Origin of the sequence: Mycobacterium sp. NPDC050041, from assembly GCF_049541695.1 — a bacterium.
Classification (GTDB): Bacteria; Actinomycetota; Actinomycetes; order Mycobacteriales; family Mycobacteriaceae; genus Mycobacterium.
In genome coordinates this window covers 322,300-345,616 of record NZ_JBMVDG010000004.1, presented here as the reverse complement: position 1 = coordinate 345,616, position 23,317 = coordinate 322,300, and the positions used below count along the sequence as shown (strand labels likewise).

Annotated in this window: 20 protein-coding genes and 1 pseudogene; 15 read left to right on the top strand and 6 right to left on the bottom strand. The window is 69.9% G+C overall.

What is annotated here, in order from left to right:
* Window positions 1-4: 4 nt before the first annotated feature.
* A complete protein-coding gene (locus ACPCHZ_RS15935) occupies window positions 5-190 on the top strand; it encodes a hypothetical protein (RefSeq protein ID WP_423485613.1) in 186 nt (61 codons plus the stop codon).
* Here ACPCHZ_RS15935 and ACPCHZ_RS15930 read toward each other — a convergent pair.
* Genes ACPCHZ_RS15930 through ACPCHZ_RS15915 form a run of 4 tightly spaced genes read right to left on the bottom strand, consistent with a single transcriptional unit; the run spans window position 187 to window position 4,197 of the window.
* A complete protein-coding gene (locus ACPCHZ_RS15930) occupies window positions 187-1,149 on the bottom strand; it encodes a Gfo/Idh/MocA family protein (RefSeq protein WP_423485612.1) in 963 nt (320 codons plus the stop codon). The genes ACPCHZ_RS15935 and ACPCHZ_RS15930 overlap by 4 nt on opposite strands.
* Window positions 1,146-2,033: a sugar phosphate isomerase/epimerase family protein gene (locus tag ACPCHZ_RS15925; protein WP_423485611.1), complete on the bottom strand. Its 888-nt coding sequence runs from the start codon at window positions 2,031-2,033 to the stop codon at window positions 1,146-1,148. The genes ACPCHZ_RS15930 and ACPCHZ_RS15925 overlap by 4 nt, the downstream gene beginning before the upstream one ends.
* Complete coding sequence (locus ACPCHZ_RS15920) at window positions 2,030-3,037, bottom strand: Gfo/Idh/MocA family protein (protein WP_423485610.1); 1,008 nt, start codon at window positions 3,035-3,037, stop codon at window positions 2,030-2,032. The genes ACPCHZ_RS15925 and ACPCHZ_RS15920 overlap by 4 nt, the downstream gene beginning before the upstream one ends.
* Entirely contained in the window at window positions 3,034-4,197 is a 1,164-nt protein-coding gene (locus tag ACPCHZ_RS15915) for a phytanoyl-CoA dioxygenase family protein (RefSeq protein WP_423485609.1), read from the bottom strand. Before ACPCHZ_RS15915 ends, ACPCHZ_RS15920 begins: the two co-directional genes overlap by 4 nt.
* A gap of 153 nt (window positions 4,198-4,350) precedes the next feature.
* Between ACPCHZ_RS15915 and ACPCHZ_RS15910 the strand changes: the two genes are divergently transcribed.
* The 7 genes and pseudogenes from ACPCHZ_RS15910 to ACPCHZ_RS15880 all read left to right on the top strand — a co-directional run bounded on the left by ACPCHZ_RS15910 (window position 4,351) and on the right by ACPCHZ_RS15880 (window position 12,374).
* On the top strand, window positions 4,351-5,355 hold the full coding sequence (locus tag ACPCHZ_RS15910; protein WP_423485608.1) for a LacI family DNA-binding transcriptional regulator: 1,005 nt from the start codon (window positions 4,351-4,353) through the stop codon (window positions 5,353-5,355).
* Window positions 5,356-5,463: 108 nt separating this feature from the next.
* Window positions 5,464-6,288 carry a PfkB family carbohydrate kinase gene (locus tag ACPCHZ_RS15905; RefSeq protein WP_423485733.1) on the top strand — a complete coding sequence of 275 codons (825 nt, stop codon included), beginning with the start codon at window positions 5,464-5,466 and terminating at the stop codon, window positions 6,286-6,288.
* A gap of 343 nt (window positions 6,289-6,631) precedes the next feature.
* Window positions 6,632-8,617 (top strand): 2-oxoacid:acceptor oxidoreductase subunit alpha, encoded by a 1,986-nt coding sequence (locus tag ACPCHZ_RS15900; RefSeq protein ID WP_423485607.1) that lies wholly within the window; start codon window positions 6,632-6,634, stop codon window positions 8,615-8,617.
* Window positions 8,614-9,690 (top strand): 2-oxoacid:ferredoxin oxidoreductase subunit beta, encoded by a 1,077-nt coding sequence (locus ACPCHZ_RS15895; RefSeq protein WP_423485606.1) that lies wholly within the window; start codon window positions 8,614-8,616, stop codon window positions 9,688-9,690. The genes ACPCHZ_RS15900 and ACPCHZ_RS15895 overlap by 4 nt, the downstream gene beginning before the upstream one ends.
* A gap of 10 nt (window positions 9,691-9,700) precedes the next feature.
* Window positions 9,701-10,306 (top strand): molybdenum cofactor guanylyltransferase, encoded by a 606-nt coding sequence (gene mobA, locus ACPCHZ_RS15890; protein WP_423485605.1) that lies wholly within the window; start codon window positions 9,701-9,703, stop codon window positions 10,304-10,306.
* Window positions 10,307-11,461: 1,155 nt separating this feature from the next.
* Window positions 11,462-11,686, top strand: a pseudogene (locus tag ACPCHZ_RS15885) (transglycosylase family protein); the annotation flags it as partial.
* 169 nt (window positions 11,687-11,855) lie between these two features.
* A complete protein-coding gene (locus ACPCHZ_RS15880) occupies window positions 11,856-12,374 on the top strand; it encodes a transglycosylase family protein (RefSeq protein ID WP_423485604.1) in 519 nt (172 codons plus the stop codon).
* Here ACPCHZ_RS15880 and ACPCHZ_RS15875 read toward each other — a convergent pair.
* Together ACPCHZ_RS15875 and ACPCHZ_RS15870 are read right to left on the bottom strand one after the other, a co-directional pair.
* On the bottom strand, window positions 12,340-12,963 hold the full coding sequence (locus ACPCHZ_RS15875; RefSeq protein WP_423485603.1) for a VOC family protein: 624 nt from the start codon (window positions 12,961-12,963) through the stop codon (window positions 12,340-12,342). The genes ACPCHZ_RS15880 and ACPCHZ_RS15875 overlap by 35 nt on opposite strands.
* Entirely contained in the window at window positions 12,960-14,120 is a 1,161-nt protein-coding gene (locus tag ACPCHZ_RS15870) for an FAD-dependent oxidoreductase (RefSeq protein WP_423485602.1), read from the bottom strand. Before ACPCHZ_RS15870 ends, ACPCHZ_RS15875 begins: the two co-directional genes overlap by 4 nt.
* Window positions 14,121-14,152: 32 nt before the next feature.
* On the opposite strand from ACPCHZ_RS15870, the gene ACPCHZ_RS15865 reads away from it, so the two are divergent.
* From ACPCHZ_RS15865 to ACPCHZ_RS15835, 7 genes are all read left to right on the top strand, one after another.
* Window positions 14,153-16,150, top strand: coding sequence for a S9 family peptidase (locus tag ACPCHZ_RS15865; protein WP_423485601.1), 1,998 nt, complete (start codon window positions 14,153-14,155; stop codon window positions 16,148-16,150).
* Window positions 16,151-16,160: 10 nt separating this feature from the next.
* Complete coding sequence (locus tag ACPCHZ_RS15860) at window positions 16,161-17,417, top strand: saccharopine dehydrogenase family protein (protein ID WP_423485600.1); 1,257 nt, start codon at window positions 16,161-16,163, stop codon at window positions 17,415-17,417.
* A gap of 84 nt (window positions 17,418-17,501) precedes the next feature.
* Window positions 17,502-18,119 carry a DUF937 domain-containing protein gene (locus ACPCHZ_RS15855; protein WP_423485599.1) on the top strand — a complete coding sequence of 206 codons (618 nt, stop codon included), beginning with the start codon at window positions 17,502-17,504 and terminating at the stop codon, window positions 18,117-18,119.
* A 101-nt stretch (window positions 18,120-18,220) separates the two neighbouring features.
* Window positions 18,221-18,781 carry a hypothetical protein gene (locus ACPCHZ_RS15850; protein WP_423485598.1) on the top strand — a complete coding sequence of 187 codons (561 nt, stop codon included), beginning with the start codon at window positions 18,221-18,223 and terminating at the stop codon, window positions 18,779-18,781.
* A gap of 47 nt (window positions 18,782-18,828) precedes the next feature.
* Window positions 18,829-21,480, top strand: a complete 2,652-nt coding sequence (locus ACPCHZ_RS15845) for a valine--tRNA ligase (RefSeq protein WP_423485597.1) — start codon at window positions 18,829-18,831, stop codon at window positions 21,478-21,480.
* Window positions 21,477-22,886, top strand: a complete 1,410-nt coding sequence (gene folC / locus ACPCHZ_RS15840; protein WP_423485596.1) for a bifunctional tetrahydrofolate synthase/dihydrofolate synthase — start codon at window positions 21,477-21,479, stop codon at window positions 22,884-22,886. The genes ACPCHZ_RS15845 and folC overlap by 4 nt, the downstream gene beginning before the upstream one ends.
* 53 nt (window positions 22,887-22,939) lie before the next feature.
* Window positions 22,940-23,317, top strand: a complete 378-nt coding sequence (locus ACPCHZ_RS15835; RefSeq protein WP_423485732.1) for a DUF4233 domain-containing protein — start codon at window positions 22,940-22,942, stop codon at window positions 23,315-23,317.

Here is a 23,317-nt window from a genome sequence, read left to right as displayed (position 1 = left end):
AGACATGGAGCCTCATCCCACACGGAGCCGCGCCTCGGCGTGGCGTGATCCGTTGTCGGTCGGCTGGTCCGCGCACCGTCAACTGCTGATGCTGCGGTTGCGGTGGCACGAACGCCGGTACGCCGACGCCGACCGCAGGCGGCCGCTGGGACACCTGAGCCAGCGGCTGCACACCAACCGACGCCCCTAGCGCGGCGCCATCCCGGCGGCGCGGTAGGCGTCGTCCACGTAGGACATGTTCTCGACCGCGTCGGCGGGACCGATCGGAAGCGGCGCACCGGTTTCCACGTGGGCGGCGAAGGCCGCCAGCTGGTAGGTGTAAGACGGCCGGGTGCCCAGCCGTTCGACCGACACGCCCGCCGCGGTGCGCACCGTCACCCGGTCGTCGTCGTGCGGCTTGATGAAGTCGTGCACCATGACCTCGCCCGCGGTGCCCACGATCCGCAGGGTGAACGAATAGTCCTCGGCGAACATCGAATTCGTCGACAGGCCGGTGGCCCCGCCGGGGTAGACGACCTCGACGTCGCAGCGGGCGTCCACACCCGCAACGCGCTGCTCGGCCCGGGCGCTCACGATCGACGGGCGGCCGAGCCTGCGCAGGAGGTGCATGCCGTAGCAACCCAGGTCCATCAGCGCGCCGCCCGCCATCGCCAGCGACCACCGCGGATCGTCGTCGGCGGGTGCGGGCATCGCCATCCGCACCTCGGCGCGGGTCAGTTCGCCGAGCGTCCCGTCGCCGGCCAGCTGCAGCGCCCGCTGGGTGACCGGGTGGAAGAGATAGTGGAAGCCCTCCATCACCGTGATCCCGGCGGCGCGTGCGGCATCGGCCACGTGACACGCCTCGGTGTGGTTGCGGGCGAACGGCTTCTCGGTCAGCACCGGCTTCCCGGCTTCGACGGCCGCCAGATTCCACGGCGCGTGCAGTGCATTTGCCAGCGGGTTGTAGACGACGTCCACCTCGGGATCGGCGATCACGTCGGCATACGTGCCTGCCACCCGCTCGATGCCGTGCTTGTCGGCGAACGCCCGCGCGCGATGCGGGTCGCGCGCGGCCACGGCCACCAGCCGGTGGCCCAACTCACGCGCCGGGTCGACGATGGCGAGCTCGGCGATGCGGGAGGCGCCGAGGACACCGATGCGCAGCGTCACACCGTGACCGCGCGACAGACGTCCTGCAGGAAGGCCACGCTGGCGCGGACGTCGGCAACCGGACCGGGGCCCGTCGGCTCGCCGTCGAGAATGGTGTCCTGCTCCATCACGAACCAGCCGTCGAAGCCGTTGGCGCGCAGGGTCGTCACGATTCCGGCGATGTCGACGTCGCCGGCGCCCAGCGGGGTGTACATGCCCAACCGCACGGCCTCGGTGTAGGTGAGCTCGCCCGACTGCACCCGCGCCGCGAGCGCGGCGTCGACGTCCTTGAGGTGGGTGTGCGCGATCCGACCGGGGTGTTCGCGGGCCAGCTGCAGGGGGTCGGTGCCGCCGATCAGCAGGTGCCCGGTGTCCAGGCACAGCGGGATCGCCGAACCCGACAGCACCCGCTCGACATCGGCGCGGGTCTCGACCATCGTGCCGACGTGCGGATGCAGGACGGCGAGCAGCCCGCGCGCAGCCACCACGGCGGCCAGCCGGTCGAGATTGGTCAGCAGCGTGCGCCACTGGTCGTCGTCGAGGACGGGCCGCGAGTCGTAGCCGTCGGCACCCGTGGCCGCGGCGAGCACCACGACACCGGCGTGCGCGTCCACCAGTGCCTCGAGCGGACCGGCGAGGTCGTGGATCGGGTCCTGATCGACATCGTGGGCCACCACCGGGACGAAGCCGCCGACGCACTCCAGCGCGTGGGCGCGCAGGGTGGCCTGCAGCGCGGCGGGGTCAGTGGGCAGGAAGCCCTCCGGGCCGAGTTCCGTGGCCGTCAGCCCGACGTCCTGCATTTCGGCCAGCACCCGGTCGGGGTCCAGTTGATGACCCCAGCCGGGCACCTCACAGACCCCCCACGAGATCGGGGCCCCGGCGATCTTGATCGGATTCGAGTTCATCGGTTGCGGACCTCCTCGATGCGCACCGGCGCGTTCTTGTGCAGGGACTCGGTGGCGGCCTCGGCGAGCCACGCCACCTCGACGGCATCGGCGACGGTCGCGCCCCGGATGGGACCGCCCCTGGTGACGTCGACGAAGGACGCCAGCTCGATGCGGAAGGCCGCGGTGAACCGGTCCATGAAGAAGTGGTGGGGGCTACCGGTGGGAAATTCGGTGTGCGGGTCGAGGTTTCGGACGGGCGCTCCGGGGTCCCAGCCGGCGACCACAGTGTCGTCGAAGCCGTGCACCTCCAAGCGGCAGTCGTAGCCGCGGGCGTTGTACCGCGCCGCCGAGACCAGACCCATGGCGCCGCCGTCGAAGGTCACCACCACCGCAGCGGTGTCGACGTCGCCGTACTCGGCGAACAGCGGGTCGCCCTGCCGGGTTCCGGTCGCGTAGACCTCGACTGCTTCCTGACCGGTGACCCAGCGCAGCACGTCGAAGTCGTGCACGGCGCAGTCGCGGAAGATGCCGCCCGAGCCCCTGATGTAGTCCATCGGCGGGGGAGCGGGGTCCATCGTCGTGCTGCGCACGGTGTGCAGGGTCCCTACCGAGCCGTCGTCGACCGCCCGCTTCACGGCGGCGAACGCGGCGTCGAACCGGCGCTGGTAGCCGACCTGCACCGGCACGCCGGAGCGGGCGATCAGCTCGGCGACCCGAGCGCTCTCCGCGGCGGTCGAAGCGATCGGCTTCTCGCAGAACGTGGGGATGCCCCGCTCGACCGCGGCGAGGGTGAGCTCGGCATGGGCCGGCGTGGCGGCAGCGACCACCACGCCGTCGACGCCGGAGGCGAGCAGTTCGGCGACGCTGTCCACGGCCTTGACGCCGTGCTCGGCCGCGACGGCCGCGGCCACGTCGGTGCGCTCGTCGGTGATCACCAGGGCGTCGATTCCCTCCAGCGCGCAGAGCGTTTCGGTGTGGAAGGCGCCGATCCGGCCGAGGCCGATCACTCCGATGGTGGTCATGGGGTTCTCCGTTCGTTGCGGGCGTCGAGCACGGTGTCGAGTGCGGTGGCGGGCAGTCCGTCGGCCAGCGCGGCCAGCACGGCGTCGACCTGGCTGGGCGGCGCGAGGCTGCCGAGGGGTTGGTCCCGGTCGAGGTTGGTGGGGAAGGCGTAGCCCTCGGCGGTGGCGTTGACGACGTTGGACAGCTCCCGGTCGGAGCGGCCCGCGGCCTTCATGGCGAGCAGCGCCGGGTAGACGGCGCGCACCATCGCGGTGCGGTCCAGTGACTCCATCGCACGACCGAACGGCGAGGAGATCTGGAGCAGGTTGGCCATCCTGCGGATGTCGGCCGACGTGTTGGATCCCGCGCCGTGGTACAGCGCCGGGTTGAAGAACACCGCGTCGCCCTTGCACAGCGGCACCTGCACGTGGTGCGCCGCGAAGTAGTCGACGAACTCGGGGCGGTGGAACGCGACGTAGCCGCCGGTGAACCGCTGCGAGTGCGGCAGCAGCATGGTCGGCCCGCTCTCCAGCGGCATGTCGCAGTGCGCCACCGCACCCTGCAGCGTCAAGGCCGCCGACAGCCGGTGCAGGTGCGCCGGATAGCTGGTCAATTGGTCGGCGTCGACGAAGCCGAGGTGAAAGTCGCGGTGCGGTACCTGCGCGGCGCCACCGGGATTGACGACATTCACCTGCGAGGTGACCTGGTAGCGCGGGCCGAGCCAGGCCTGGGACACCAGCGCGAGCGCGTCGGTGGCGTAGTAGTCGGCGAACACCTCCGGCGCGAAGAGGGCCAGCTTCTGCGCGGCGTTCCAGATGCGGTCGTTGGCGCCCGCCTCGCCGAAGTGGTCACCCGCCGCGAAGCCCTCGCTGCGCTGCGCGTCGATCAGCGCGGTGAACGCGGCACTCGCGCGGTCGACCACGTCGGCGGCGAACGCGTCGGTGAACACCACCACGCCGGGCCCGTCGGCCAGGGCGCGGACGAGCTCGGTCTGCAGCGCGCGCCGGTCCGCGCGGGCCAGCGCGTCGGCCGAGTACACCGGGACCCCGGACCGCACGTCGCCGGCCAGCGGATAGTCCGCGGGGTCGGTGCCGCGCGACACCTGCGCGTGGAAGTCGTCGAGGCGACAGTCGGCATCCTCGATCCAGGCGCTGTCGGCGGTGGTCACTGGGGCGGTCATGCCGTTAGTCTTGCGGGGACGCACCCCGCAATCAACACCAGAAACCCCTCAAAAAACCCTCACTGATGTGCGAGAGCAGACGCAAAGCGCCGCGCTGAACGGCGTGTCGCGGGCAACATGCGTCTGCTCGCCGGGAGAACGGGACCCAGAGACATGGCGCACCGGTACAAGGTCCGTGAGATCGCCCAGCAGGCCGGGCTGAGCGAGGCGACGGTCGACCGCGTGCTGAACAACCGTCCCGGCGTCAGGGAGAACACCCGCGCCGAGGTCGTGCAGGCGATCGCCGACCTGGACAAGCAACGGGCGCAGCTGCGGCTCAACGGCAGGCGCTACCTGATCGACGTGGTGATGCAGACACCCCGACGGTTCTCCGACGCCTTCCGCACGGCCGTCGAGGCGGAACTGCCTGCCTTCGCGCCCGCGATGGTGCGGGCGCGCTTTCACCTGTGGGAGGCGGGGGAGACCGCCCAGATGGTCGACGCCCTGGCCCGCATCCGCGGCAGCCACGGCGTGGTGCTCAAGGCGCAGGACGATCCTGAGGTCGCCGCGGCCGTCGACCGGCTGGTGGACTCGGGCGTTCCGGTGGTCACCTACGCCACCGATGTGCCCGCCAGCGCACGCTCGGGCTACGTCGGCATCGACAACCACGGTGCGGGGGTGACGGCGGCCTACCTGATGGATCAGTGGCTGGGGCCGTCCCGGTCCGACGTGCTGATCACGCTGAGCCGCACGGTGTTCCGTGGAGAGGGGGAACGTGAGGTGGGTTTCCGCTCGGGTCTGCGCGGCTCCGGCCGCGGCATCGTCGAGGTCAGCGACAGCGACGGCATCGACGCCACGAACGAGCGGTTGGTGCTCGAGGCGCTCGACCGGAACCCCGCGATCGAAGCCGTGTACTCGGTCGGCGGCGGCAACACCGCCACGGTCGCGGCGTTCGAGAAGGTCGGCAGGCCCTGCCGGGTGTTCGTCGCGCACGACCTCGACGCCGACAACCTGCGGCTGCTGCGGGACGGCCGGATCTCGGTGGTGCTGCACAACGACCTGCGCGCCGACGCGCGGCTGGCGATCCGATCGATCCTGGCGCAGCGCGGAGCGCTGCCCGCCGAATCCGTGCGACCGACGCCGATCCAGGTCGTCACCCCCTTCAACCTGCCGGTGTGACGATGGAGTCGTCGTCGGGAGGCAATCCCCGATAACATTTCGCGCCACGGCCCCAGATGGCCACACTGTGAACGGGGAGGGGCAGCGGTGCGACAGCTCGTCGGCGGGGTGACCGTGATGGGAAACCTGGCCGTCGATGTGATCAACGGTGCCCCACCGAGCCCGGGGGGCTGTGCGTCCTTCGCGGGCGTGGCACTCGAGGCGATGGCGGGGCCCGGACGGATCATCGGCATGGCCGCCGAGCGCGACCATGCGCTGTTCGATCCGCTGGTCGACCGGTTCGGGGCCTTCCTCCGCATCCTGCCCGGGCAGCGCACCAGCAGCTTCCGGCTCGACTACGTCGACGTCGACCACCGCACGATGACCGTCGAGGCGATCGGACCAGTGTGGGGCGGGGCGGAAGTGGCCGCCGCCGATCCGGACACCACGTGGATCCACCTCGCGCCGCTGCTGCGGGGTGACTTCCCCGCCGAGACGCTGGCGCTGCTCGCCGATCGCGGACATCGGATCGTCTACGACGGGCAGGGGCTGGTGCGGGCGGACCGGCTGGGGGCGCTGACGCTGGACCGGCACTTCAGCCAGGAGATGCTGCCGCACCTCGCCGTCCTCAAGCTCGCCGAAGACGAGGCGGTGATCGTCGCGGACGGTGAATTCGACGCCTCGACCGCCGAGCGGCTGGGAGTGCCCGAGATCCTGGTGACCTTCGGGTCGGAGGGCTGCGACGTCTACACCGAGGGTTCGGTCGTCAGGGTGCCCGCGGCGTGGCAGGTGAGCGGCGTACAGACCACGGGCGCCGGGGACATGTTCACCGCCTGCTACACCGCGAACCGATCGGCGGGCGCGGAGCCCCGCGAAGCCGTGGCGCTGGCCAGTGAACTGGTGGCGCGCGAACTCGACAAGCGCCGGCAGAAAGAACCCGTCGGACGGCCCTGACGTGCTGCTGAGCGGCTGCTCAGCAGTGCTAGCCAGGTGCTACCGGTCGGTAACTTTCTCTTAGAAATGATGCAGCCGGAAAACGTGACCAACGACACAGATTGACGGGTGTCAACATGTCATTCACCTCACTGAGCAGCGGATACCGCGGAGGTGGTCCGGCGACGCGCGGGCGTGTGTGGTAAAGCCTCGCCTAAGAGAAGTGCAATAATCGGTACTGACAGTGACATCAAACGGCGACGCGCCGCTGCGCGAAGCCGAGACCTCCGTGGGTTCCGCCCGCCGGCGGGTAGTCATTGACCGCGACTCGATCACAGCACCACGACCCGGGAAAGGCAGGGGGATGGGCTCGAACGGCAACGGAGCTGGTCCGGCAGCCAGTCCAGCACAGCCACGGCAGAAGCTGGAGAAAGTCGTCATCCGATTCGCCGGTGACTCCGGCGACGGCATGCAGTTGACCGGTGACCGGTTCACCTCCGAGGCCGCGTTGTTCGGCAACGACCTTGCGACGCAGCCGAATTACCCCGCCGAGATCCGCGCGCCCCAGGGCACGCTTCCCGGCGTCTCGTCGTTCCAGATCCAGATCGCCGACTACGACATCCTCACCGCGGGTGACCGCCCCGACGTCCTGGTCGCGATGAATCCTGCGGCGCTCAAGGCCAACGTGGGCGACCTCCCGCGCGGCGGCCTGGTGATCGCCAACTCCGACGAGTTCACCAAACGCAACCTGGCCAAGGTCGGCTACGAGGCCAACCCGCTGGAGAACGACGAGCTGTCCGACTACGTCGTGCAGGCCGTCCCGATGACCACCCTGACGCTCGGCGCGGTGGAGGCGATCGGCGCGACCAAGAAGGACGGCCAGCGCGCGAAGAACATGTTCGCCCTCGGCCTGCTGTCCTGGATGTACGGCCGCGAACTGCACCAGAGCGAGGCCTTCATCCGGGAGAAGTTCGGCCGCAAGCCCGATGTCGCCGAGGCCAACGTGCTGGCGCTGAAGGCCGGCTGGAACTTCGGTGAGACCACCGAGGCTTTCGCCATCACCTACGAGGTCTCGCCCGCCAAGCTCAAGTCCGGCGACTACCGGCAGATCTCCGGCAACACCGCGCTCGCCTACGGCATCGTCGCGGCCGGGCAGCTGAGCAACCTGCAGGTGGTGCTCGGCACCTATCCGATCACCCCCGCCTCGGACATCCTGCACGAGCTGTCCAAGCACAAGAACTTCAACGTGCTGACGTTCCAGGCCGAGGACGAGATCGCAGGCATCGGCGCGGCCATCGGCGCCTCTTACGGCGGCGCGCTCGGCGTCACCAGCACCTCCGGCCCGGGCATCTCGCTCAAGTCGGAGGCGATGGGTCTGGCCGTGATGACCGAACTGCCGCTGATCGTGATCGACGTGCAGCGCGGCGGTCCGTCGACCGGTCTGCCGACCAAGACCGAACAGGCCGACCTGCTCCAGGTGCTCTACGGCCGCAACGGTGAGTCACCCGTCGCCGTGCTGGCACCACGCTCGCCGTCGGACTGCTTCGACGTCGCCGTCGAGGCCGTTCGCATCGCGATCGGCTACCACACGCCTGTGGTCATCCTGTCCGACGGCGCAATCGCCAACGGGTCGGAGCCGTGGCGGATCCCGGACATCAGCACCTATTCGTCGATCGAGCACACCTTCGCCAAGACCGGTGAGCCGTTCCAGCCGTACGCCCGCGACCCGGAGACCCTGGCCCGCCAGTTCGCGATTCCCGGCACACCCGGTCTGGAGCACCGCATCGGCGGCTTGGAAGCCGCCAACGGTTCGGGCAACATCTCCTACGAACCGAAGAACCACGACCTGATGGTGCGGTTGCGCCAAGCCAAGGTCGACGGCATCGCGGTGCCCGATCTCCAGGTCGACGATCCCAGCGGCGAAGCCGAACTGCTGATGCTCGGATGGGGCAGCTCGTACGGCCCCATCGGTGAGGCGTGCCGGCGGGCGCGCCGCAAGGGCATCAATGTCGCCCAGGCGCACATCCGGCACATGAACCCGTTCCCCCCCAATCTCGGTGACGTGCTGTCTCGCTACCCCAAGGTGGTGCTGCCGGAGATGAACCTGGGCCAGCTAGCGATGCTGCTGCGCGCCAAGTTCCTCATCGACGTGCAGTCGGTGACCAAGGTGGAGGGCATGGCGTTCCTGGCCGACGAGGTCGAGGGCATCATCGACGCCGCCCTGGAGGGCACACTCGCGGAGAAGGAAATCGACAAAGCCAAGTTCGCGCGATTGGCCGCCGCCACCATCGAGGGCCCCGGCCAGGACGACGCGGAAACCGATGTGACCGGTGTGGGAGTGAAAGCATGACCGACCTAGTCGGATCCGACCTGAACCTGACCCCGCTGTCCAAGACGGCTCACGTGCCGACGACGGACCAGCCGCAGAAGGGCAAGGACTTCACCAGCGACCAGGAGGTCCGCTGGTGCCCCGGCTGCGGTGACTACGTCATCCTCAACACCATCCGGAACTTCCTGCCCGAACTCGGACTGCGGCGCGAGAACATCGCCTTCGTCAGCGGCATCGGGTGCTCGAGCCGGTTCCCGTACTACCTGGAGACCTACGGCTTCCACTCCATCCACGGCCGGGCCCCGACCATCGCGACAGGCCTGGCGCTGGCCCGCGAGGACCTGTCGGTGTGGGTGGTGACCGGTGACGGCGATGCGCTGTCGATCGGCGGCAACCACCTGATCCACGCGCTGCGCCGCAACATCAACCTGACGATCCTGCTGTTCAACAACCGGATCTACGGTCTGACCAAGGGCCAGTACTCGCCGACCTCCGAGGTCGGCAAGATCACCAAGTCGACGCCGATGGGCTCGCTGGACTACCCGTTCAATCCGGTGTCGCTGGCACTGGGCGCCGAGGCCACGTTCGTCGGCCGGGCGCTCGACTCCGACCGCAAGGGCCTCTCGGAGGTTCTTCGCGGTGCCGCTGCACACCGGGGCGCCGCACTGGTCGAGATCATGCAGGACTGCCCGATCTTCAACGACGGGTCGTTCGACGCACTGCGCAAGGAGGGCGCCGAGGAGCGCCTGATCAACCTGACCCACGGCGAGCCGATCATCTTCGGCGCCGACGGCGAGTACTGCGTGGTCAAGTCCGGGTACGGCCTGGAGGTCGCCAAGACCGCCGACGTGTCCGCCGACGAGATCGTGGTGCACAACGCCCAGATCGACGATCCGGCGTACGCCTTCGCGCTGTCGCGGTTGAGTGAGCAGAACCTCGAGCACATGGTGATGGGCATCTTCCGCCAGGTCAGCCGGCCCACCTACGACGACGCCGCGCGCGGGCAGGTCCGTGCGGCGCGCGAGGCGCGGCCGCACGACACGGCAGCACTGCAATCGCTGCTTCGCGGCAAGGACACCTGGACCGTCGACTAACGTCGCAGGGGTGACGTCCCCTGTGCCGCTCGCCGCAGTCGTGCTGGCCGGCGGAGCATCCCGACGGATGGGACGTGACAAGGCGACGCTGGTCGTCGACGGTCCTGCCGGTCCCGCCACCCTGGTCGAGACCGTGGTTGCCGCGGTGAGCGGGCGCTGTTCGCCCGTTCTGGTGATGGCGGCCCCCGGCCAGCGGTTGCCTGCCTTCGACACCGCACCCGAGCCGTCGGTGCTGCGCGACGAGGAACGCGGCATCGGACCGCTTCTGGCCACCGGCCGCGGCCTGCGCGCCGCGGCCGAGGCCGGGCTGGAGTGGGCCTTCGTCTGCGCGGTGGACATGCCGTATCTCTCCGTCGATCTCATCGACGCCCTGGTCGGGCCGGCCGCACGGCTGCGCCCTGACGTCGTGCTGCCCTGGGACGGCCGCGACCACTACCTGGCCGGTGTGTACCGCACCGCACTGCACCAGCGCATCTCCACACTCGTGGCGGCCGGGGAACGCAGCATGCGCGCGCTGATGGATGTCGTGGACACCCAGCGCATCGTCATGCCGGAACAGCGGGCGCTGACCAACGTCAACACCTCGTCCGATCTCGGCAGACTCAGCAGCCGGTGAACTCCAGCAAATTGTCGCCGATCGCCTCATTTCGTAATACAAAGTCCGCCATTTCGCAGATTGCGTGAAATGCGCTCAATTGAGCGGCGTTATTCGGTGGCAGCCATTTGATTGGTTCGGCCGTCGAATAACCGGTCCGTGACGGGGCGGCGCGTCTGACGTTGCTGTCCGCCAAGGGTTTTCGTGCGACCGGCGGCTGATGTCGTTGGCGGAAAGCCCTTTCCCGATGCGCCTGAGGCGACGTGTGAAAGCGGCCGATGTCGTGACGAGTCGTCGAACCGGCGCTGATCGCTTACGACGCCGGAGCCGGCGCAGTTGACCGAGTGCGGCGGTCCCGAGTGAATGATTCCGGGCAACGCCGAAAACCGTTGTGTGCCGCGGTTACTCGGTGGGCCGCGGGTGCCGTGGACCACTGACGCCTAACGGAGTGGCGTCCCACTGAAGAGCTGACTGATAGGCTGTTATTACGTTGCACGGCAACAGGAGTCGTGGAGTCGAACACTTCGATACGCGCAGCAGTCCTCAGCGAACCGGTTGCGCACGAATCACGCGGGATCTGCTGCGTAAGGGCGGTTCCGTACCCGTTGATCTCCACGCACAAACCCCAGCGGCCGCCGATTCTGGCGCGATTCGGGTAACCCAGCTCACATTTCGCGCGTGAACTGCCTCACGATCTTTCGCCAGCGTAACGATTTTGCGAGACGCGTCGATACCGCCGCTGACCTGCGCAGAGATGCGGTGGATCGGCGTCGTGATCTGCCCGTGATCAAACCGGGATCGGCGTCGGCTCGATATGACTTCACCCGAATCCGTTTTGTACGGTTCGACCCGGCTTCGGAATTGGAGCAAATAATTTCAAAACCGAGAACCTGCGTGTGAGCGGGTCCGCGTACGGGTTGAGACACCCCGCGGCCGCCGGGATCCACCCGGCGGGGCGAGATCGCCGCCCCTGGCGTGCCTGACCGAGACGGCACGCCCCGGCTTCCCAGCCTCTGCGAGGCGACGCGCCCCTACGGGGCCGTCGCCGGCGCGCGCTTGGCGAAAGGATCGAACTTGAAGAACATCCGCAAGACGTTTGGACTGGCCACCATCGCCGGGGCGCTCGCCGTGGCCCCGATGGCGCTGGCGACCGGTACCGCGAATGCGGACAGCGGCGTCAACTGGGACGCCGTTGCCTCCTGCGAGTCCGGCAACAACTGGTCGACGAACACCGGAAACGGCTACTACGGCGGCCTCCAGTTCACCCTGGGCACCTGGAAGGGCAACGGCGGGGCCGGCATGCCGCACCATGCCTCGCGCGAGGAGCAGATCCGCGTGGCCGAGAACGTGCTCAACAGCCAGGGCATCGGCGCATGGCCGGTGTGCGGCGGGCAGGGCTAGAACTTCGCAGCAGACGGTGGCGGTGTCGGGTGTACCCGGCACCGCCACTTTCTTCTCTCCAGCACCTCTACTGCGTGTCCGCCCCGTAGAGAACTTCGGCCTCTCCTGTAACGCGTGACGCCGGTCACACGAAGGACCGGATAAGTCACGAGGTCGGGGAAGGACCGTTATGACCGTCAACTGCACCAACGGCATCATCGGCACGCTGCGGAAGGCCCTGGTCCGGGCCGGCTGGCTCACCGCGACAGCCGCGGCGATCGCCATGGCGCCCACGCTGCTGTCCCCGGCAACGGCGAACGCCGACTCGCTGAACTGGGACGCGGTCGCCCAGTGCGAGTCGGGGGGCAACTGGTCCACCAACACCGGGAACGGGCACTACGGCGGCCTGCAGTTCAAGCCGTCGACCTGGGCCGCGCACGGCGGCAGGGGCAACCCGGCGACCGCTCCGCGCTCCGAGCAGATCCGGGTGGCCGAGCGGGTGCTGGCCAAACAGGGCATCGGCGCCTGGCCCAAGTGCGGTCCCCGTGGCGGTGCGCCGGCGATCTGGAACGTCGGCGGCCCCGCCCCCACCCCCGCCGCAGGCGGCTGCGACGCCATCCGCACCGGCAGCGTGTTCGGCCTGTTCGACCTGCGCCGGATGTGCTCGTCGGTGCTCAGCCCTCTGACGTCGCTGGGCGTGCCACGCTGACCTCGTTGCCCTGCGGGTCCACCAGCTGGTCCGGGCCGTCCTCGATCGCACCGGCGACGAGCAGGTGGCCGGCCCCGGTGACCGTCGGCCGCCAGCGGTTCGGCACCACCCGCACATCGTCCACCCGGACGAACTTCCAGATCAGACCCTCCCAGCCTGCGCAGCCCCGCAGCCAGCGCGGAGTACCGTCCGGCCCGTCATCGACCCGGGCACCGACCAGCGGTGCCCACCACGCCGCCAGATCCTCGGGCCGGTCGCTGTCGGTGCACACCGCGAACGCCTCCGCGGGCTCGTCGGCGGGCAGCGCCGGGTCGGGGAAGGCGCAGAACTCGTTGCCTTCTACGTCGGCGAGCGTGACCCAGTCGGGCGGATGAGCGGCGAGCAACCGGGCGCCGAGCGCGATCAGGCGGTCGGGATCGCCGACGCGGACATCGAGGTGCACCCGGTTCTTCACCGACTTCGGGCCCTTCTGCGGGCGGACGTCGAGCAACCGCCGCTGTTGGTGGACGCCGAGCACACCGGCCCAGAACGCCCGTAGCGCGACCGGGTCTGCTGCGTCGACCGCGAGCGGGCCGAGGACGACGCTCACCGCGGCGGATCGCCGGGCATCGCGAAGGCTTCGCGGGCCGCCACCGACGCCAGGTGGCGGGCCAGCAGCGCTTCCGGCACCAACACCGAGGCCCGGCTGGCCGCGGCGCTGAGCAGCGCGGGCCGCAGGTTGACCACGCGACCGATCATGGCGGATTCGCGCACCAGCGCCCGAGTCCGTGGCCGCCGGAATCTCGCGAACTCGGCGAACGCCGTCGGCAGGTCCGCACACCGCTGCACCATCGCGGCCAGCACCGCCGCATCCTCGAGCCCCTGGCAGCCGCCCTGGCCCAGGTGTGGCCGCATCGGATGGGCGGCGTCGCCGACCAGCACCACCGGGCCGCGTGACCACTGCCGGGCGAAGTCCCGGTCGTAGAGGTCGTTGCGCAACACGTCACCCTCGGCCGTCGCGGCCAACAACGCGGGAATCGGCTCCGCCCACGAGGCGAACCGTCGCCGCAGGTGCTCGAGTTCGCCGCCCGGCGCCGTGCCGCCCTCGGCCGCCCGCTCGGTGGCGAACCAGTAGGTGTGGTCCGGTCCGAGCGGCACATGGCCGACCTCGCGACCCGCGCCCATCGTCTCGCCCGCGAGATCGGGATCGAGGGTGTGGGCGGCGATGGCCCGCCACGCCGTGTAGCCGGCGTACCGGTGATTCAGCTGCCCGTTCAGGTGGCGCGCCACCATCGATCCGACACCGTCGGCGCCGATCACGGCATCCACCTCGCGCGCCGTCGCATCCGACAGGGTCACCCGAGCGCCTGCGCCGGTGAGGACCAGGTCGTCGGCCGTCACCCCGCTCTCGACAGTGCCCGGGCGCAACACCCCGGCCAGGATCTCGGTGAGCGCGTTGCGCCGGATCACCACGAGGGGCTCGCCCAGCGCCCGCACCATCCGCTCGGCGGTGGGCCGCCGCAGCCAGGACCCGTCCTGCCAGCGCATCGCGCCTGCGGTGACACGCCCGCCCGCATCGCGCACCGCATCGCCGAGGCCGATTTCGTCGAGCGCCGCCAGCGCGTTGGGCCAGATGCTGATGCCGGCGCCGGTGGCGGTGTCGGCCTTCGCCTCGATGATCGCGACGTCGTGTCCGTGCCGCTGCAGGGCCACCGCGGTGGCCAGACCGGCGATGCCGGCACCGACGATCAGTATCCGCTGGGCCATCGGTCGAACGTAGCGTGTGCTACCAACGGGGCATGACTGCCGCTGCCCACCCGACGCCCTTCGCCGACCTCGACGAGTACCTCGCGCTGCCCCGGGTGTCTGGTCTCGCGGTGTCCCCGGACGGGCGCCGGGTGGTCACCACCATCGCCGAACTCGACAAGAGCCGCACTGAGTTCGTCTCTGCCATCTGGGAACTCGATCCGGACGGTGAGCGGCCGGCGAGGCGGCTGACCCGCGGTGCCAAGGGTGAGTCCGCGCCGGCGTTCACCGCCGACGGCGATCTGCTGTTCGTGGCTTCGCGTGCGACTCCCGGCGACGACAGCCCGCCTGCGCGACTGTGGCGGTTGCCTGCGGCAGGCGGGGAGGCGATCGAAGTGCTCGCGCCGGCAGGCGGCGTCGGCGCGGTGCGCAGCGCACGCGCGGCCGACACCACGATCGTCACCGTGCCGCTGCTGGCCGCGGCCGCCGACATCGGCGACGACGCGCGACTGCGGACGCTCCGCAAGGACAACAAGGTGACGGCGGTGCTGCACACCGGCTACCCGGTGCGGCATTGGGATCGCGATCTGGGCCCCGATCACCCGCACCTGCTCGACACCGCCGGGTCCCGCGACCTCACCCCCGAACCCGGTGCGGCGCTGAACGACTCCACGTTCGACGTGAGTGCCGACGGCCGGTTGATCGTGACCACCTGGGACGTGCCGGGGCCCGGCGCAGCGATGCGCCGCACACTGGTGCGCATCGACGTCGCCACGGGGGAGCGCACGCCGCTCGCCGAGGATGCCGGTGCCGACCTGGACCATCCGGTGATCGCACCCGACGGCTCCGCGGTGGCCTTCACTCGGGAGACCTACTCCACGCCGACGCAGGCCCCACGGATCACGCTGTGCCTGTTGCGATTCGGCGACACCCAGTTCGTCGAGCTGACCGCGGACTGGGACCGGTGGCCCGCCTCGGTGGCATGGACCGCGGACTCCGCGGCGCTGATCGTCACCGCCGACGACGCAGGCCGGGGACCGGTGTTCCGCGTCGATCCGGTGACCGGCGCCGTCGACCGGATCACCGGCGACGACCACACCTACACCGACGTACGCACCGCGCCCGGCGGCGTCATCTACGCGCTGCGCAGTTCCTATGCCGCGCCGCCGCATCCGGTGCGCATCTCCGCGGATGGCACGGTCACCGCCCTCGCCGCCGTCGACGCGCCCCCGCTGCCCGGCACGCTGACCGAGGTGACGGCCACCGCCGCCGACGGCGCAACCGTCCGGTCCTGGCTGACTCTTCCGGAGACCGCGACCGACGCGGCACCCGCGCCGCTGGTGCTGTGGGTGCACGGCGGCCCGCTCGGCAGCTGGAACAGCTGGCACTGGCGGTGGAATCCGTGGCTGCTCGCCGCGCAGGGTTACGCGGTGTTGCTGCCGGATCCCGCGCTCTCCACCGGCTACGGCCAGGACTTCGTCCAACGAGGCTGGGGGGCATGGGGATCCGCCCCGTACACCGACCTGATGGCGGCCACCGACGCGGCGTGCGCCCATCCGCGCGTCGACGGCACCAGGACCGCAGCCATGGGCGGATCGTTCGGCGGCTACATGGCGAACTGGATCGCCGGCCACACCGACCGGTTCGCCGCCGTGGTGACGCACGCCAGCCTGTGGGCGCTCGACCAGTTCGGCCCCACCACCGACGGCGCCTACTGGTGGGCGAGGGAGATGACTCCCGAAATGGCCGCCGCCAACTCGCCGCACCACCACGTCGCCGGCATCCGCACGCCGATGCTGGTGATCCACGGCGACAAGGACTACCGCGTGCCGATCGGGGAGGCGTTGCGGCTGTGGTACGAGCTGCTCACCGAGTCGGCACTGCCGGCCGACGAGCATGGTCAGACGCCGCACCGGTTCCTCTACTTTCCCTCGGAGAACCACTGGGTGCTGCACCCCGCGCACGCCAAGCTCTGGTATCAGGTGGTGCTCGGATTCCTGGATCAGCACGTGCTCGGCCGGGACGTCGAGTGGCCGGAACTGCTCGGGTAGCGTCGGGCACATGAGCCAGGAGCAGCGTCAATTCGACATCGTCCTGTACGGGGCCACCGGCTTCGCCGGCCGGCTGACCGCCGAGTACCTGGCCCGGGCAGGCGGGGATGCGCGCATCGCGCTGGCCGGTAGGTCGCAGGACAAACTGCTCGCGGTCCGCGACTCGCTCGGCCCGAATGCCGCGGACTGGCCGCTGATCAGCGCGGACGCTTCGCAGCCGTCGACCCTCGACGCGATGGCCGCGCAGACCCGGGTGGTGATCACCACGGTCGGCCCGTACACCCGCTACGGCCTGCCGTTGGTCGCCGCCTGTGCCGCGGCGGGAACCGACTACGCCGACCTGACCGGCGAGACGATGTTCATCCGCGACAGCATCGACCACTACCACAAGCAGGCCGCCGACACCGGCGCGCGCATCGTGCACTCCTGCGGATTCGACTCCGTGCCGTCAGATCTCACGGTCTATGCGTTGTACCGCAAGGCCGCTGAGGACGGTGCAGGCGATCTCGGCGACACCACCCTGGTGGTCCGCTCGTTCGCCGGCGGAGTCTCCGGTGGGACGCTCGCGTCGATGACCGAGGTGATGCGCACGGCGGCCTCCGATCCCGATGCCCGGCGGCAGATGAACGATCCGTACACCCTGACCCCGGACCGCGCCGCCGAACCGGAACTCGGCGCCCAACCCGACCTGCGGTGGCGGCGCGGCGCCGAGATCGCTCCCGAACTCGCCGGCTACTGGACCACGGCGTTCGTGATGGCGGCGGCCAACACCCGTATCGTGCGGCGCAGCAACGCCTTACTGGAATACCCGTACGGCCGCCGGTTCGAGTACGGCGAGGTGATGAGTGTTGGCCGGTCGGTCGCCGCTCCCGCCGCCGCGGCACTGGGTGCGGGCGTCAACGGCGCGGTCTTCGCCCTCGGCACGCGCTTCTTCGACAAGTTGCCGCGCAAGGCCGTCGAGCGTGTGCTGCCCAAGGCGGGCACCGGGCCGAGCGAGAAAGCCCGTGAACAGGGGCACTACACGGTGGAGACCTACACCACGACCACCAGCGGCGCCCGGTACGTGAGCCGGATGTCCCAGCAGGGCGACCCCGGCTACAAGGCGACGTCCGTGCTGCTCGGCGAGTGCGGGCTGGCGCTGGCCTTCGACCGGGACAAGCTGTCCGACCTGCGGGGTGTGCTCACCCCGGCGGCGGCGATGGGCGACGCGCTGCTGGCCAGGTTCCCGGTGGCCGAGGTGTCACTGGAGACCGCGCGGCTCGGCTGACGCGGTCCGGCCGAACGGCCGTCGGACAAGATCAGGTCAACTAGGGTGACCACCACTGGCGCTTCAGCGACGAAGGTGGAGAACATGGCAGGCCTCGACGAACTCTTCGCACAGATCCCGGTTCAGGACATCGCCAGACAACTGGGTGCCGACCAGGCCGAGGTGGACAACGCCATCCGCACCCTGGTGCCCGCACTCGTCGGCGGTGTCCAGGAGAACGTGCAGGCGGACAGCATCGACTCGAGCGAGCTCGAATCTGCGGTGCACCAGCACGCCGCCAGTGGACTGCTCGACGGCGGCGTCAGCGTCGACCAGGTCGACAAGAAGGACGGCGACAAGATCGTCGCCCACATCTTCGGCGGCAACGACAGCGACGCGGTGGCCTCTGCGCTGGGTGGCAAGGGCGCCGGCGGCAGCGACCTGATCAAGCAACTGCTGCCGATCCTCGCCCCGATCGTGCTCGCCTACATCGGCAAGCAGCTCTCCCAGAAGCAGTCCGCCCCCGCGGAGGCGCCGCAGCAGCAGTCGTCCGGCGGCGGGCTCGGCGACGTGCTGGGCAGCATCCTCGGCGGCTCCGGTGGCGGCGGCAACAACCCGCTGGGCAGCATCCTCGGCAGCGTGCTCGGCGGCAACCAGGGTAGCGGCAACCAGGGCAACGTGATCGGCGAGATCCTCGGCGGCATGCTGGGCGGCAGGAAATAGGCGGGCCACCGCCACCTCCGAACTGGCCTCCGCCGCCTGACCAGTTCGGGCCGAACCCGTACGGCGCGCCACCGTATGCACCGCCGGCCGCGCAGCAGTCGATGGTCAGCCGCTTCCTAAGTCGGCCGCCCGGACCGCTGCTCGCCGCAGGCGCACTGCTGGCCGCAGCCCTGATCTGCTGGTCGAACAGTTCGTTCGGCACCGCGTTCGGCACCGGCCTACTGGGTCTGGCCGTCGGCGCCGTCGTGGTCGCCTGCTGGCTCTTCCGGACCGTCGCCAGTGCGGTCACCGCCAGGCGCTTCTTCGTCCGAACCCTCGTCGTGCCGGTGATCTTCGGCGCCACTGCGGTCCTCATCCAGGTGGACGCGCCCGCGCGGGTGCGCTTCGCCCAGGCGCGACCCGCCTTCGAGCACGCCGTCACCTCGATCGAGGGTGGCGAGGATCCGGCGCGGTTCGTGGGCCGGATCGGGACGTACCGCATCAGTCAGGTCAGCAGCTACGGCCGTGACGTGTACTTCACCATCCCTGGCGGCTTCCTCGGCACCAACGGACTGGCGTATCTGCCCGAGGGGCCGTCCGAGCCCGAGCGCCAGGGTGAGGTGAGCAGCATCGAGACGCAGTTCACAGGCCCGTGGTACAGGTTCAGCCGCACCTGGGACTGACCAGGACCCGCGGGGCCTCCTCGCACGTCGATCCCTAGAATTGTCCGGTGACCGCCACCCCTGACTCCCGAGCCGACGCCCTGCCCAAACAGTGGGACCCGGCTGCGGTGGAGGACGAGCTGTACCGGGGCTGGGTGGAAGCCGGCTACTTCCAGGCCGATCCGTCCAGCGGCAAGCCGCCGTACTCCATCGTGCTTCCTCCGCCGAACGTGACCGGCAGCCTGCACATGGGACACGCGCTGGACCACACGCTGATGGACGCGCTGACCCGGCGCAAGCGCATGCAGGGTCACGAGGTGCTGTGGCTGCCCGGCATGGACCACGCCGGTATCGCCACCCAGAGCGTGGTCGAGAAGCAGCTCGCCGTGGACGGCAAGACCAAAGAGGACTTCGGCCGCGAACTGTTCATCGACAAGGTCTGGGACTGGAAGCGCGAATCGGGCGGCACCATCGGTGGCCAGATGCGCCGCCTCGGTGACGGGGTGGACTGGAGTCGCGACCGCTTCACCATGGACGACGGCCTGTCGCGAGCGGTGCGCACCATCTTCAAGCGGCTCTACGACGCCGGGCTGATCTACCAGGCCGAGCGCCTGGTGAACTGGTCGCCGGTGCTGAAGACCGCCATCAGCGATCTCGAGGTGAAGTACGAGGACGTCGAGGGCGAGCTGGTGTCGTTCCGCTACGGCTCGATGAACGACGACGAACCGCACATCGTGGTGGCCACCACCCGGATGGAGACGATGCTCGGCGACACCGCGATCGCAGTGCACCCCGACGACGACCGGTACCGCGATCTGGTCGGCCAGACACTGCCACACCCGTTCGTCGACCGGGAGCTGATCGTCGTCGCCGACGAGCACGTCGACCCCGAATTCGGCACCGGCGCAGTGAAGATCACCCCCGCGCACGATCCGAACGACTTCGAGATCGGACTGCGCCACCAGCTTCCGATGCCGACGATCATGGACACCGCGGGCCGGATCGCCGACACCGGAACAGAATTCGACGGCATGGATCGCTTCGAGGCGCGGGTGCGGGTGCGCGAGGTGCTCGCCGCGCAGGGCCGCGTCGTCGCCGAGAAGCGGCCGTACCTGCACAGCGTCGGCCACTCCGAGCGCAGCGGCGAACCGATCGAGCCGCGGTTGAGCCTGCAGTGGTGGGTGAAGGTCGAGTCGCTGGCCAAGGCCGCCGGTGACGCGGTGCGCAACGGCGACACCGTGATCCATCCGCCCAGCCTGGAACCGCGGTGGTTCGACTGGGTGGACAACATGCACGACTGGACCATCTCCCGGCAGCTGTGGTGGGGCCACCGGATCCCCATCTGGCACGGCCCCGACGGCCAGACGGTGTGCGTGGGCCCCGACGAGACCCCGCCGGCGGGCTGGGAACAGGACCCCGACGTCCTCGACACCTGGTTCTCCTCGGCGCTATGGCCGTTCTCTACGCTCGGGTGGCCGGAGCGCACCGCCGAACTCGCCACCTTCTATCCGACCACCGTGCTGGTCACCGGTTACGACATCCTGTTCTTCTGGGTGGCCCGGATGATGATGTTCGGCACCTTCGTCGCCGACGATCCGGCGATCACTCTCGACGGGCAGCGACCTGCGCCGGTTCCGTTCCGTAATGTGTTCCTGCACGGCCTGATCCGTGACGAACACGGTCGCAAGATGAGCAAGTCCCGCGGCAACGGCATCGATCCACTGGACTGGGTGGAGACGTTCGGCGCCGACGCGCTGCGGTTCACCCTGGCCCGTGGCGCCAGCCCCGGCGGTGACCTGTCCATCGGTGAGGACCACGCCAGAGCGTCACGCAACTTCGCCACCAAGCTGTTCAACGCGACCCGGTTCGCGCTGATGAACGGGGCCGCCCCGGCCCCGCTGCCCGATACCGCCGCACTGACCGACGCCGACCGCTGGATCCTCGGCCGACTCGAAGAGGTCCGGGCAGAGGTCGATTCCGCACTGGACGGCTACGAGTTCAGCAAGGCGTGTGAGTCGCTGTACCACTTCGCCTGGGACGAGTTCTGTGACTGGTACGTGGAGCTGGCGAAAGTTCAGCTGGGCGAGGGTGCCTCGCACACCACGGCGGTACTCGCAGCGGTGCTCGACACCCTGCTCAAACTGCTGCACCCGGTGATGCCCTTCGTCACCGAGGTGCTGTGGAAGGCGCTCACCGACGGGGAGTCGCTGGTGATCGCGGACTGGCCGCAGCCGTCCGGCTTCGCCGGCGATGCCGTTGCTGCGCAACGCGTCACCGACATGCAGAAGCTCATCACCGAGGTGCGGCGGTTCCGCAGCGACCAGGGCCTCGGCGACCGGCAGCGGGTTCCCGCCAGGCTGTCCGGGGTGGCCGAAGCGGGCCTCGACGCGCAGGTTGCCGCGGTGCGGTCGCTGGCGTGGCTGACCGATGCCGACGCCGGATTCGCCGCCTCGGCCGCCGTCGAGGTGCGGCTGTCCGGCGGCACCGTCGTCGTCGAACTCGACACCTCGGGCACCGTCGACATCGACGCCGAACGCAAACGGCTGCAGAAAGACCTGGCGGCTGCCGAGAAGGAGCTGGCGCAGACCACGGGCAAGCTCGGCAACGACGCCTTCCTGGCCAAGGCGCCCGAAGCGGTGGTCGAGAAGATCCGGTCGCGCCAGCAGCTGGCCCGCGAAGAGGTGGAGCGGATCTCGGGTCGTCTGGCTGCGCTGCGATGACGGTCGAGCCGACCCCCGATGAGATCGCCGCCCTGCTGCAGGTGGAGCACCTGCTCGACCAGCGCTGGCCGGAGACCAAGCTCGAGCCGAGCACGGTGCGGATCAACGCGCTGCTCGAACTGCTCGGCTCGCCGCAGCGTGGCTACCCCTCGATCCACATCGCGGGCACCAACGGCAAGACCTCGGTCGCCCGCATGGTCGACGCCCTGCTCACGGCGCTGCACCGGCGGACCGGACGCACCACCAGCCCGCACCTGCAGTCGGCCGTCGAGCGCATCTCGATCGACGGTGCACCGATCACACCGGCGCAGTACGTCGCGACCTATCGCGAGATCGAACCGTTCGTCGAGCTCGTCGACCAGCAGTCCGAGGCCACCGGTGGCCCGAAGATGAGCAAGTTCGAGGTGCTCACCGCGATGGCGTTCGCGGCGTTCGCCGACGCGCCGATCGAGGTGGCCGTGGTGGAGGTCGGCATGGGCGGTCGCTGGGACGCCACCAACGTCGTCACCGCACCCGTCGCCGTCATCACCCCGATCGGCCTCGACCACGCCGACTACCTCGGCGAGACCATCGCCGAGATCGCCGCCGAGAAGGCCGGCATCATCGTCCGGCAGGAGCAGGACGACCTGGTGCCGACCGACACGGTCGCCGTGATCGCCCGCCAGGCGCCCGAAGCCATGGAGGTGCTGCTGGAGCAGACCGTGCGCGCCGACGCCGCGGTGGCCCGGGAGGACTCCGAGTTCGCGGTGCTCAGCCGCCAGGTGGCCGTCGGCGGGCAGCTGCTGGAACTGCAGGGGCTGGGCGGCCGGTACTCGGACATCTTCCTTCCGCTGCACGGCGAGCACCAGGCACACAACGCGGTACTCGCGCTGGCCGCGGTCGAGGCGTTCTTCGGGGCGGGCGCGTCGCGCCAACTCGACGTCGACGCGGTGCGGGCCGGATTCGCCGCGGTGTCCAGCCCCGGCCGGCTGGAGCGCATGCGCAACGCGCCGACGGTGTTCATCGACGCCGCGCACAACCCGGCCGGTGCGGCGGCGCTGGCATCGGCGCTGCGGGACGAGTTCGACTTCCGGTTCCTGGTCGGCGTGGTATCGGTGATGGCGGACAAGGACGTCGACGGCATCCTCGCGGCACTGGAGCCGGCGTTCGATCAGATCGTGGTGACCCACAACGGTTCTCCGCGCGCCCTCGAGGTCGACGCGCTGGCCCTGCTGGCGCAGGAGCGGTTCGGCCCCGACCGGGTGCTCACCGCCCCAACCCTGCCCGACGCGATCGAGGCGGCCACCGCGCTCGTCGAGGAGGCCGGCCAGGACGCCGAGGGGCTGTCCGGCGCGGGAATGGTGATCACCGGTTCGGTCGTGACCGCAGGCGCGGCCCGCACCCTCTTCGGACGGGACCCGCAGTGAGCGAGCAACCCGTACCGCAGGGGCCCGACCCGTGGCGCAGTTTCCGCGGCGTGATGGCTGGGACCCTGATCCTCGAGGCGATCGTGGTGCTGCTCGCGCTGCCGGTGGTCGCGGTCGGCGAGCCGGGCCTGACGCCGCCGAGCATCGGATACCTCGTCGGCCTTGCGGTGCTGATGGTCCTGCTGGCGGGGCTGCAGGGACGGTCGTGGGCGATCTGGGCGAACCTGGGACTGCAGGTGCCGGTGATCGCCGGGGCGGTGCTGCACGGCGCGATCGGCTTCATCGGGATGCTCTTCGCCGGGGTGTGGCTGCTGATCCTCTATCTGCGGACCGAGGTGAAGCGGCGGCAGGATCACGGCCTGCTGCCGGGCCAGCAGCCGCAGGCCGATGAGCCGCAGGGACGCGACTCGGGGGAGGGCGTTCAGCAGTGA